General features: G+C 63.8%; 10 protein-coding genes. 4 read left to right on the plus strand and 6 right to left on the minus strand.

From position 1 onward, the window contains the following. Window positions 1-9 precede the first annotated feature (9 nt). Together NKF06_RS03440 and NKF06_RS03445 are read left to right on the plus strand one after the other, a co-directional pair. On the plus strand, window positions 10-447 hold the full coding sequence (locus NKF06_RS03440) for a hypothetical protein (protein ID WP_216635670.1): 438 nt from the start codon (window positions 10-12) through the stop codon (window positions 445-447). A gap of 201 nt (window positions 448-648) precedes the next feature. After that, window positions 649-1,557 carry a serine/threonine-protein kinase RIO2 gene (locus NKF06_RS03445; RefSeq protein WP_058826402.1) on the plus strand — a complete coding sequence of 303 codons (909 nt, stop codon included), beginning with the start codon at window positions 649-651 and terminating at the stop codon, window positions 1,555-1,557. A gap of 139 nt (window positions 1,558-1,696) precedes the next feature. Here the strand turns inward: NKF06_RS03445 and NKF06_RS03450 are convergent, their stop codons facing one another. Further along, window positions 1,697-2,365, minus strand: coding sequence for a helix-turn-helix domain-containing protein (locus tag NKF06_RS03450; protein WP_058826403.1), 669 nt, complete (start codon window positions 2,363-2,365; stop codon window positions 1,697-1,699). A gap of 525 nt (window positions 2,366-2,890) precedes the next feature. On the opposite strand from NKF06_RS03450, the gene NKF06_RS03455 reads away from it, so the two are divergent. Further along, on the plus strand, window positions 2,891-3,094 hold the full coding sequence (locus NKF06_RS03455) for a DUF1328 domain-containing protein (RefSeq protein WP_253244552.1): 204 nt from the start codon (window positions 2,891-2,893) through the stop codon (window positions 3,092-3,094). A 44-nt stretch (window positions 3,095-3,138) separates the two neighbouring features. On the opposite strand, the gene NKF06_RS03460 is transcribed toward NKF06_RS03455, so the two are convergent. Further along, a complete protein-coding gene (locus tag NKF06_RS03460) occupies window positions 3,139-3,966 on the minus strand; it encodes a YihY/virulence factor BrkB family protein (RefSeq protein WP_253244526.1) in 828 nt (275 codons plus the stop codon). Window positions 3,967-4,137: 171 nt separating this feature from the next. Beyond that, a complete protein-coding gene (locus NKF06_RS03465; RefSeq protein ID WP_253244527.1) occupies window positions 4,138-5,406 on the minus strand; it encodes a transposase in 1,269 nt (422 codons plus the stop codon). A 207-nt stretch (window positions 5,407-5,613) separates the two neighbouring features. Here NKF06_RS03465 and NKF06_RS03470 point away from each other — a divergent pair, with 207 nt between their 5' ends. Next, window positions 5,614-6,870 (plus strand): MFS transporter, encoded by a 1,257-nt coding sequence (locus tag NKF06_RS03470; protein WP_253244528.1) that lies wholly within the window; start codon window positions 5,614-5,616, stop codon window positions 6,868-6,870. 45 nt (window positions 6,871-6,915) lie between these two features. On the opposite strand, the gene NKF06_RS03475 is transcribed toward NKF06_RS03470, so the two are convergent. From NKF06_RS03475 to NKF06_RS03485, 3 genes are all read right to left on the minus strand, one after another. Beyond that, window positions 6,916-7,773, minus strand: coding sequence for a methyltransferase domain-containing protein (locus tag NKF06_RS03475; RefSeq protein WP_253244529.1), 858 nt, complete (start codon window positions 7,771-7,773; stop codon window positions 6,916-6,918). A 150-nt stretch (window positions 7,774-7,923) separates the two neighbouring features. Further along, on the minus strand, window positions 7,924-8,994 hold the full coding sequence (locus NKF06_RS03480; RefSeq protein ID WP_253244530.1) for a TrmB family transcriptional regulator sugar-binding domain-containing protein: 1,071 nt from the start codon (window positions 8,992-8,994) through the stop codon (window positions 7,924-7,926). Window positions 8,995-8,999: 5 nt separating this feature from the next. Next, window positions 9,000-11,204: an alpha-amylase family glycosyl hydrolase gene (locus tag NKF06_RS03485; RefSeq protein ID WP_253244531.1), complete on the minus strand. Its 2,205-nt coding sequence runs from the start codon at window positions 11,202-11,204 to the stop codon at window positions 9,000-9,002. Window positions 11,205-11,255 lie beyond the last annotated feature (51 nt).

Below are 11,255 nucleotides of genomic sequence, written 5' to 3' on the forward strand. Positions count from 1 at the left end.
TTTCTGCGCGTGAGCACGGTCACTGCAGCGACCGCAGTGGGAGTCGGTGCGTTTAGTGGCCACGCAGCCGCCCACTTCCCAGCGGACCTGACCATCGATATCAAGCCGGGAAGTGAAGACAACTCGATTAACCCGAACAGCCGTGGCGTCGTTCCGGTGGCCGTCCTTCAGACGGACGACTTCGACCCGACGAGTGAGGATGTCAGGTATCGGTTCGGCGCCCCCGATGTTGTTGGCGAGGGGGGCGGCGCCCGACCAGCACACGGCGGTCATATCGAGGATGTGAACGGGGACGGACTGGATGACCTCGTCCTGCAGTTCCCCACTGAAGAGACCGGCTTCGATGGCGATGAATCAGAAGGGCGGCTCGAATGGGAACGAACTGAGGACGGTCATCACGGGCTATCGGGAACCGGCTCCGTCTCGATAGTGAGACGACACTCCTGACGACTCTCTCCGTCTTGCACGCTGCTCGTGACAGAAAATGGAGAGAGTATCAGTCGACGCGAGACGCCTATCTTCCAGACTCCCCCGCCGAAACTGTGGGTCAGTCGTTCAAAACCACATTTCGTATCGTCGCATATGATTTATCGCGGCGACGTTCGCCGACTCGCGGGCCTTTTACGCCTCGCCGACGGACGGACGTGCATGGTACGGAACGTCGCCGGCGTCATGGCCGAACTCGAGCCCGAGGACTTCTACCTCCTCTCGGGCGTCGAGCAGGGCATGCGCTTCAGCGAGTGGGTCAACCGCGAGAAGCTCCCGAAGAACTCGGGGCTGACCGCCGAGGAGGTCGACTACCGAATCGACCGCTGTATGACCCGCGAGCTCATCGAGCGCAAAACCATCCAGTACGAGGGGTACAAGCTCACGGTCGAGGGGTACGACGCGCTCGCCCTCCGGACCTTCGCCCAGCGAGACACCATCCAAGGGTTCGGCGCGCCCCTCGGCGTCGGCAAGGAAAGCGACGTGTTCGAGGTGCAGTCGTTCAAGCCGCTCGCGCTCAAGTTCCACCGCGAGGGGTACACCAACTTCCGCGAGGTCCGCCGCGAGCGCGACTACACCTCCGAGAACCACCACGTCTCGTGGCTTTACACCGCCCGCAAGGCGGCCGAGCGAGAGTACGAGGCGCTCGAAACCCTGTTCCCGCAGGTGTCGGTGCCGCGCCCAGTCGACCACAATCGCCACGCCATCATCATGGCGAAACTCGACGGCGTCGAACTCGCCAAGGCGAAACTCGAATCCGAGCAGGTGACGGGCGTCCTCGACCTGATTCTCTCGGAGATGGCCGACGCCTACGAAGCCGGCTACGTCCACGCCGACATGTCCGAGTACAACGTCGCAGTCGGCGAGCGCGGCATCACGGTCTTCGACTGGCCGCAGGCCGTCCCGACCGACCACGACAACGCCCGCGAACTCCTCGCGCGCGACGCGAAGAACATCGTCGGCTACTTCCGCCGCAAGTACCCCGGCGAGATGCCCGACGACGTGGACATCGACGCGCTCTCGGCCGCCATCGCCGAAAACGAGTTCGAGAGCGTCGCAACCTACGCCTGACGGCCGCTCGCTCGGCGACACCGCTTTTCAGCGACTCCGCGCCCGTGACGAGCGTCAGCTACCGGTCTCCCTCGCTGGGACACCGCTCGATGGAACCGATAAACGATATATTGCGATATGAAATCTCGAGTCCGGCGTCTCAGTCCCGGAAATCGTCCGGGACCGACCCGATGAGCAGAGAGTCTTCGACGAGCGCATCCGTTCCCCGCCTGATTCGCTCGGAGAGCGACTGATGCGAAATACCCATCTTGTCGGCCAGTTCGGAGAGCGAGATTCGCCGGGGCACTTCGAAGTAGCCCTCTCGCGCCGCCGTCACGAGCGCCTCGAACTGGCTTTCGGTGAGACCGTACCGTCCGGCCGGTTCGGCGTCCATCTCTCGAATCGACTCGATTTCGAATCTCAGCCCGTGTTCCGCCGCGAAGTCGTGCGTCCGCGCGAAGTCGTCGCGAGCCGGGTAGAGTATGCGGAACTGCCACTCGTCGCCCCAGCCGTACGCGTCGAGAATCGTCGCGTGAGAGTTCGTTATCATCTGCAGGAGCAGGTGGACGTGGTCGACCCACGCCATCCGGTAGAGGAATTCGTCGTCGAACTCCGAGAGACAGGTAACCTCGTCGACCGACGGGTCTTCTCGCAGGGCGTCGTCGATGTCCGAGCGGTCGGCGTGACGAATCCACACGAGGGGCATCACGGAGTGTTCTCCGCTCTCGATGATACGCTCGCACTCGATTTCGACGCCCGGAAGCGCGGAGAGCGTGTGGCCTAACGCGAATTCTTCGGACGGAATCGCTCCCCGTACGATAGTTGCCATGGCGGTGGGTAGGCGAGCGTGGTACATTTGTCTGCGGGCGGCCATCGCCCGGCGGGCGGCCCGGGGCACACGCAAGCCCGCCTGTTACACTGCTCCGGATACACGTTCAGAACGTGATTGGACGCCAACTGCTGGACTCGAAGTGGACGAGAACGCTGAGCGCGGTAACCTCGGTCGTCGCGGGAGCCAGAGCGCTGGTGAAGGGGCGAACCAAACGGGGAGTGCTATTGATGGCTGCCGGAGCGTTCTCGCTTCGGTGGAGCAGCGCCGGGTTCGCGGCGCAACTCGCCGCCGAAGCGGTGAACCGTCGCTAAGTCGGGGGCGGGTCGGCGAAGCAGCCCCACAATGGATCGAACCTTGCCAATGCAGGGACCGGCCTCATTGTGTGTGAGAGGCAATCACGACCGCGATGAGAGACACAGTTCACGCCGATGAGACCGGAGACGCTCGCGCTCCGAAGCCGCCGAAAGCCGTCGCACACGTCCGGGAGGTGAAACGCGGGGGCACGTGGCCCACCGCCGAACGATGACGCTCTCGGCGCTCGGGGTCGCCTTGCTCACGCCGCTGCAGGGTGGCGGCGGGTTCCTGTACTACGCGGTCGTGTTCCTCGTCTTGGCCCTCGTCACCGGGCTCGCCGGCTTCCGTGGAATCGCGGGGCTCTCGATGAAAGTCGCGCGTATCCTCGTCGTCATCTTCCTCGTACTGGCCGTCGTCACGTTCCTCCTGTAGGAGGCGGCTGAACGCTTTTTTCGGACTCCGCGCCACCGTTAGTGTCACTCGTCGTCCGTCGCCTCGTCGCCGGGATACCAGTCGGCGTCGGCATCGACCCGGTTCGCCAGCACCGCGTTGACGACGACGCCGACGAGCAGGGACAGCGAGCCGACGTACAGCCACGTCAGGATAAGCAAGACTCCGCCCGCAGCACCGTAGAGTTCGATGCTCTGCGAGACCCCGAAGTAGAGGCGGAGCGCCTGCAGCGACGCCGTCCACCCGAGCGCCGCGAGCGCGGCCCCCGGAACCGGTTCGAGCGGGGAGACGTCGACGCCCGGGAACAGCGCGTACATCGGAACGAAAAGCACGGTGAGCAACGCCCACAGGAGAATCGGTGCGGCGACCGACCACAGCAGTTGCGTCACCCGGAAGGAGACGACGAGACCAGCGGCAGCGATGACGCCGACGCCGGTCGCGACCGTCGCCATGACGAGGGCGCTGTTGAGGAGTCGCCTGAACGTCGAGACCGCTTTCCGCGTGCCGTACACCTCGCTGAAGACGCTATCCATCCCGCGAAACAGCCGGAACGAACTCCAGAGGAAGATGCCGAAGGCGAGCGCCGCGGCACGTAATCGCCCGGCTGACTGCCCGCTCACCGCTCTGAGCGTCGGTTCGAACTGTGAGAGGTCGATGCCGACGAGCAGTTCGAACGTGGGGAGCAGGGCTTCGACCCGACCGGACGTCGTGACGAGGACGAACAGCAGCAGCGTCAGCGGGACGAGCGAGTTGAACGCGTAGTACGCGAGACTCGCGGCCGTCACCGTGACGTTCTTCTCGCGGATGACGGCGAGCGTCCGTACGGCGAGGCGACGGGCTCCGTCGCGGTCCATGGGCGTCCAACGAGAGGCCCACGTAATAGTTCGGTGGCGGGCCTGCGAGCGCATCACGCGGTCGGCGATGCGGCGGTCCGGGAGGAACAGGAACGGGCTCGAGACGGCTACTCGGCCGCTGTTTGACATCCTCCCCGCGCTAAAGGGCGAGGATTCCCGAACGTTGGGATATTAGGGTTCGCAACTCACCTGTTCGCTCGGTGCGAAACGCCCCGAGGTTTGGTTGAACAGGTGGACTGCTGGCCGTGCCAAACGACCGTTACTCATATCCTCCGTCGGAGGACTCTGAGTTATCTTTCTGCGAATATTCACCGCGCCATTCACATCTGCGTTCATCGTCACACCGCACGACCCACAGACGTACAACCCACGCTCCACACGGTTCGCATCACGCTTTCGACCACAACACGAACACGTCTTACTCGTGTCTCGCTCTGAAACACGGTCAACGAGGATGCCGTGTTCTTCGGCCTTGTATCCGAGCAACGTAGTGAAGCGGTCGAATTCCCATCCGTGGAGTTTCTTGTTTCCACGCTTCCCCCAGTTTCGAGCATCACCGTTCTCGTCTTCACGAATCTTGCTCAAGTCACCGATGGCGATGCGACCAACCTCGTGGTCGATACACTGCTCAACGATGTGCTTGGCGAGGGCGTGCAGGAAGTGGTCTTTCCGACGCGAGAGTTTCTGCCGGGCACGGAGCGCACGGCGCGACGGGCCGTTCTCGCCCTCAGTGTCGTACTCGTCACGGGTGAAGTAGTGCTTGTCCTGTTTGAGAACGTTCCCCGGATACAACTCAGCGTCACCGTCGTCGTAGGCGATAGCGAGGTAGTTCTTGATGCCGAGGTCGATTCCAGCCGTGTTGTCGCCGGGTGCGTCCTCGACAGGAATCTCGACTTTGCAGACGAGGTGGAGTTCCCATCGGTCGCCGTTCCACACGGCTCGAACCTGCTGGATGTTCTCCACGGTCACGTCCGGGCGCGTCTCGTACTCTGTGAGGATGAAGTCCGAGCGGTGGTTCTTGAGATTGAAGCCTTTGCTCAGACGGAGTTGGTTGTGCTTGGAATCGTGCTTGATACCCACCTGTTTCCACGTCACGGTGGAGCGTGGATGATTGTCGCCTCGCTTTCGGTAGCCGGGGGGATTCGCGTCTGTGTCGCCGTTCTTGCGCTTTTTGAACCAGCCGGTGAACGATTCAGCGAGTTCTTCGAGAACGCGCTGACTTGACTGAGAATGCAGGTCACTGTATCGTTCGTGGTCTTTTAATTCGCGCTTGAGGTCGGCTTCGGACGGAATCTCGCCAGTGTCATCCCATTCTTGCTGGATGTGGTAGCGGGCGACGTTCCACAGTTTGGATGCTGAGTGTCCGCAGTCATCGAGGTCGTCACTCACCTGAGAGTGGTTGACGATTTTTGCTCGATAGGTGCGGGTTGTTTCCAGCATCGGACTGTGTTCATAAGCACTTATGAGAAATAATATATTAAAAGTAACGACCGAGACGTAGAATAACCGGTCTGCAATCGAACGTGGTTAGTGGAGGAGTTGTCGGCTGTATCCCCGCCCTGAAGGGCGAGGTTTTAGCCTTGAAACTTCCATAAACCGCGACAGAGAAAGGAATAAATTTAAATATCGGTCAACTGGTTGTCATTTATGGGTGTCATCGACAGGCGAATCCTCGTCCTCGCACTCGCGCGGTTTGCCGACACCATCGGAAACGGCATCCTCGTCGTCTTGATACCGGCATATCTGACGAGTGGATTCGTCTCACTATCGTTCAATATCTTCGAATTCGGGTTTACTGAAGCAACTCTTGTCGGCGTCGGCGTCTCGACGTACGCACTCGTAAGCGCCGGAACCCAACGGTACGCCGGTCGGCTCTCGGACTGGTTCGCCTACCGGAAGGGGTTCGTCGCACTCGGGTTAGCGCTAATCGGCGGTGCCGACTTCCTCTATCCGTTCGTCGGTGGGTTCCCCGGTATCGTCCTACTCCGGGCGGTTCAGGGGCTCGGTGCTGCGCTCTCGCTCCCGGCGTCGATGGCTATCGTCAACGAGTTCACCAAGGCGGGCGACCGCGGCGGCGACATCGGCCTGTTCAACGCGGTTCGGCTCTCCGGGTACGTCGTCGGCCCGCTCGTCGCGGGAGGCATCCTCTCCGGCGGGCCATACGCCGTCCCGCTCTCCGATGGAGCGACTTCGGTGTCTCGATTCGCGCTCGCGTTCGTCGTTGCTGGGTCGGTAGTGGCGGTGAGCATCCTGCTCGTCGCTCTTTTCGTTCCCGAGCCGGACGAACAGATGTCGAGAGAGCGGAGTTCGCTCTCGCTGCGCGTGTTCGGAAACCAGCAGTTGTTCCACCCGATTTTTGCGCTTGGTGCGACTACGTTCCTACTCTCTGTCACTGTCGACCTGTTCGTTCCGATTCAACGGCTGGTCAACCAGCGACTCGGGCAGAGTCAAGCGATGTTCAGCGCGGAGTACGCGGCGCTCATGATCGCGGTCATCGTCCTTTTGATTCCCGCTGGAAAAGCGAGTGACCGCTTCGGACGGCGTGTGTTTATTCTCGCGGGCGCGGCGGCGCTCACCCCTGCCGTGTTCGTTCAGGCGTACATCACCTCACCGGTGCTGATGGTCGCCGCGAGGGTCCTTCAGGGAGGCGCGCTTGCGATCGCATTCTCACCGTCGCTGGCGTTCGCGGGGGACCTCGCGAACGCGGGCGAGTCGGGCAGTTGGCTCGCGATTATCACCACGACGTACGGGCTCGGGCGGGCGTGCGGCCCGCTCGTTGGGGGAGTACTCGGCGACATCTCGTATCAGCTCCCCTTCTTCGTCGGGAGCGTGTTAGCGCTCGTGGCGCTCGGCCTCGTCGTCACGCAAGTCAAGAAACCGGCCAACTCGGCCGACACCGTCTAATCCACCATCGAAGTGAGAGACAGCGAAATCCGCACGACCGCTCGCTCAGACTTTACCGTGGACGATGTTGTACGACCAGAGGCCCTGACGCAGCGTCCGGTATTGGTAGTGGCAGGCGATGACGTGAGCTACCTCCGTCGGGGTTCCGCGACCCAACTGTTCGCGGAGTTTCACGAGCACGTACCGCGGAAAACTCGACATGAACGTGCCCCTCGAAAACGGGAGGACGTGCTCGTCGATATTGTCTGCAGTGACCTCCTCAAATCCGATGTCCTCCATGTGCGCCCGGAAGTCGTCGACGTGAGCGAGATCTGGGACCTTCCACCCGTCGAGCCACTTACGCATGAGCTGTTCGTCCCGTTCGCGAAGGTCACGTTCGCTCCGATACCCGTCGGCGACGACGATTCGACCGTCGTCGTCGAGGACGCGGTACGCCTCTTCCAAGAAGTCCCGTTTATTCTCGGCGTAGCAGATGGCTTCGAGCCCCCAGACGACATCGAACGCGCTGTCGTCGACCGTTTCCATCGCGGTGAAGTCGTCGTACCGGAACGCCGCGCGGTCGGAGACGCCCCGCGTCTCCGCGAGCGACCGGGCGTGTCCGAGTTGGCTTTCGGTGATGTTGAGTCCGACCACCTCCGCACCGCGATGTTTCGCGATCCACGTGGCCGGACCGCCGATGCCGCAACCGCAGTGGAGAACCCGGTCGTCGGCGTCGATATCGACCGTTTCGGCGAGCACTCTCGTCATGTTCTCGACCGCCGAATCGCGACTCGTGTGCTCGGCGTCGAAGTATCCGTAGTGAATAGACCGGTGGTCGTACTCGTCCATCGACTCCTGATACAGTTCGTGGACGGTCGAGTAGTACTGGCTGACTGCCTTGTTCGTGTCAACTGATTGTGGCATAAATCTGCCATATTATGACTATTTACTAAATGTTACGATATGTTCAACTCAATAGACAGTCTTGGAATTTTGAACTAATTGTTTTCATATATATCTCTGTTCGGAACGTCGGTCAGTGGAGCACGCGAAAGACCGGCCGAACGTGCGGGCCTACTCGACGGCCGTGAACTCCACCGCGTCGGCCTCGAAGTCCTCGACGAACGCGCCCTGGCCGCCGATACTGTAGGTTCCCTCGTCAGTTTCGACGACGAAGGCGTTCTCGACCGGGAAGGAGTTGTTCGCGGGTTCGAGGAGGCCCTGCCGGATATCGACCACGCGGCCGTGAAGTTCGGTCGGGCCGTCGGTGTGGACCATCCGCCCGCTGACGGTCACGTCGAGGTCGATGCCCGCGCGCTCGCAGAGCGCCGCCTGCAGGACGGCGTGGCGGAAGTTGTGGTACGTCGCCGGGAGCGGGTCGGGGTCTGTCGTGTACGCCTCGGCGGCCATCGGCCAGTAGTTCCCGAAGAAGGAGCCGACGATGACCGGGCCGAGGTGCGGTTGGGCGAAGACGATGGCCTGCGATTCGGAGTTCGACCGGGCGACCATCTCGCCGGGGGAGATGAGCCCCGTTCGCGAGTCGACGGTGAGCATCGTGGGCATGAGTTCGTGCCAGACGCGCACCAGCGAGGCCACGCCGTCGAGCGCGAGGTCGTCGTGCGGTTCGACGCCGCTGACGACGAGCGAGACGAGCACGCCGCGCTCGCGGGCCGCCCGGAGTTCGTCTTCGACCTCGTCGAGCACGTCGTAGGGGAGCGACAGCGTGATTTCGGACTCGGCGCGACCGACGAGTTCGGCGATGCGCTTGAGCACCGTCACGCGGGACTTGATGACCTCGAAGCGCTCTTGGTCCCGTGCGGTGGCCGTGTAGCGCTCCTCCAGCGCGGGGCGCATGGACTCGACGCTCTCGGAGAGCGATTCGATGACCTCCATCGGCGGCAGCGGCCGAATCGTGGTCGGCACGACGTGGTCGTTGACCTCCACGAAGCCGCGCGATTCTAGTTCCTTGCTCACGCTGTAGACGTAGCGCTTGGAGACGCCCGCCGCGTCGGCGATCTGGCTCGCCTTCGCCTCCCCGAGTTCGAGAAGCGTCAGATACGTGTCGACGACCTTCTCTGAGAGCCCGAACTGCTCCAGGAGGTCGGCGAGTTCCCGGTCGTCCATGGTCGGACTGTCATCGACCATGATACTTAATGGCTCGAATCGCCGACGGCGCGGAGCACGACCGCGTCGGCGACGGTGACGCGGACGCCTCCATCGCCCGTGGCCGCGCCGCTCGCGCCGACTCGCTCGCCCGTCAGCAGGTCGGTCTCCGCCGTCTCCGCGCCGAGTTCGACGGTCGTCGGCTCCCCGTCGAAGTTCAGGACGACGACGAGCCGGTCGGTGCCGTCGTCGCGGGCGAACGCGACCACGCGGTCGGACTCGACACCATCGTCTCCGGTGGGGGCAACGCTGGCAGAGACGGGTTCGACATTGCCGACTCGGAGTACCTTGTGCGCGTCACGGAGGCGGGAGAGTCGCCGGTGGAAATCCACGAGGTCGGTGTCGGCGTCGTGCCAGCGCATCGTCCCGCGCTGGTCCGCGACGCCGGTCTCCTGGCCGTAGTATATCATCGGCGCGCCGGGGAGCGTGAACGTCGCGGCCGCGGCCGCCCGAAGCGCGTCGTCGCCGACTGCGCTCCGGTAGCGCTCCTCGTCGTGGTTCTCGATGTAGCGAAGTTGCACGGCGTCGTCGGGAAAGCCGTGCCAGCGGGCGTCGGCGACCGCGTCGAGGACGGCCGTCGCCGGTTTCTCGCCAGCGCCGACGTCGCGGAGCGCCCCGTACAGCGTCGTGTCGTAGTGGGCGTCGAACTCGGTCTCGTGGTACGCGGGGTCCCGCGGGATGGTCTCGTCGAGGAGCAGGAAGTTGGGGTCGTCGGCCTTCACTCGCTCGCGGACCTCCTTCCAAAAGCCGTGGGGGACACCCCACGCCACGTCGCACCGGAAGCCGTCAACGACAGTCGCCCACTCGGTGACCACGTCGAGCATCCACGACCGGACCGCCGGCGAGTCGTAGTTGAGGTTCGGGATACGCGTCCAGTTGAAGTAGTATTCCGCCGCGCCGGGGCCACCCCAGTCCACGTCGGAGGGGTCCTCGCGCTCGGGAACGCGGGCGTAGTGGTCCTCGTAGCCGGGGACGCCGGTCGAGTGGAACTGGAAGGCCGGGTGGTCCCGCGACGTGTGGTTGATGACGAGGTCGAAGACGACGCGGATGCCGGCGTCGTGACATCGGTCGACGAGCGCCTCGAAGTCCTCGCGCGAACCGAGGTCCGAGGCGGTCTCGAAGTAGTCGGTGACGTGGTAGCCGTGGGTCGTGTGGCTCTCCAGTATCGGCGTGAGCCACAGGCAGTCGACGCCGAGCGATTCGAGGTAGGGGACGCGCCGGGCGAGTTCGTCGAACGTCGGGTCGGGCGTCTCGCCGACGAACGACCGGACGAACACCTCGTAGATGGTCGCGTGGTGCGCCCACTCGGGTGCGTCGCCGGGGCGCGAGATGGCAAGACCAGAACCGGACTCGTCGCCGACGATACCAGGGTCCACGACCAGCGTGTCGAGAACCGAGTGCCGGACGTGCGGTTCGCTCGACCCGGTCGTCGTCTGGACCGCGACGGCGTGGAACCGAACCGGCTCCGACGAATCGAATCCGCGGAGCGTTTCGACCGGGACGCGCAGATGGTCGTCGCCGACCTCGCAGTCGCCCGGTTCGAGCGCGTCACGGCCGTCGAACAGGAACTCGACGGCGATCGTCGCCTCCTCAGCGTCGGGCGCGGGCTCCGCGTCCGCGACGACGACGAGTTCGGTTCGGTCGGAGTTCTCGCCTCCGTCGGCGTCGCCGTCAGTCACCTCGGTTCGCCCGTCGAGTCGAACCCGCGGGCGGCCCGGTCCGGGGACTTCGACGTCGCCGCGGACCTGTTCCGCGAGGTCGTCGTGCGGGGCAAACCCGAACGGGTGCGTGCCCGGCGGGAGGGCCACGTCGAGGACGTAGTCGTCACCGACGCGGCGCGGTCGGTCGCGGCCGACGAGACGGTCGTTGAACGGGCCGATGACGGACACCTCGTCCGGCGATGCGGGTTCGAGGTCGGCCGCGGGAACCGCCATCGTCGCCGGGCGGCGGTCGTCGGGGAAGGCGCGAACGGTCTGTTCGTGGTGGTCGTCGGGCGCGTCGAGTTCGAGACGGTAGGTACCGGGAACGTCGGGGGAGAGGTGGACGACCGGCCCGGAGCCGACCGTCGCGGCGCTCTCCGCGGGCGCGTCGAGAACGTTCCAGCGGTACGTTGCGTCCCGTTCGGGGGCTCTCGGGGCAAGTTCGACGGGGCGGCCGACCGTCGTGACTCGCGGCGGACCGAGGTGATGCATACCCCACCTCGGGTGAGCGGGGTCCTTACCGTTTCGAAACTGCATGAAAGT

The sequence above is a fragment of the Haloferax sp. AB510 genome (genome assembly GCF_024136985.1).
GTDB lineage: Archaea > Halobacteriota > Halobacteria > Halobacteriales > Haloferacaceae > Haloferax.

What these genes read in the sequence shown, in the direction of transcription:
- NKF06_RS03445 (WP_058826402.1), top strand. Translation starts at nt 649, where the DNA reads ATGGTACGGAACGTCGCCGGCGTCATGGCCGAACTCGAGCCCGAGGAC.
- NKF06_RS03450 (WP_058826403.1), bottom strand. Translation starts at nt 2,365, where the DNA reads ATGGCAACTATCGTACGGGGAGCGATTCCGTCCGAAGAATTCGCGTTA.
- NKF06_RS03455 (WP_253244552.1), top strand. Translation starts at nt 2,891, where the DNA reads ATGACGCTCTCGGCGCTCGGGGTCGCCTTGCTCACGCCGCTGCAGGGT.
- NKF06_RS03460 (WP_253244526.1), bottom strand. Translation starts at nt 3,966, where the DNA reads ATGGACCGCGACGGAGCCCGTCGCCTCGCCGTACGGACGCTCGCCGTC.
- NKF06_RS03465 (WP_253244527.1), bottom strand. Translation starts at nt 5,406, where the DNA reads ATGCTGGAAACAACCCGCACCTATCGAGCAAAAATCGTCAACCACTCT.
- NKF06_RS03470 (WP_253244528.1), top strand. Translation starts at nt 5,614, where the DNA reads ATGGGTGTCATCGACAGGCGAATCCTCGTCCTCGCACTCGCGCGGTTT.
- NKF06_RS03475 (WP_253244529.1), bottom strand. Translation starts at nt 7,773, where the DNA reads ATGCCACAATCAGTTGACACGAACAAGGCAGTCAGCCAGTACTACTCG.
- NKF06_RS03480 (WP_253244530.1), bottom strand. Translation starts at nt 8,994, where the DNA reads ATGGTCGATGACAGTCCGACCATGGACGACCGGGAACTCGCCGACCTC.
- NKF06_RS03485 (WP_253244531.1), bottom strand. Translation starts at nt 11,204, where the DNA reads ATGCATCACCTCGGTCCGCCGCGAGTCACGACGGTCGGCCGCCCCGTC.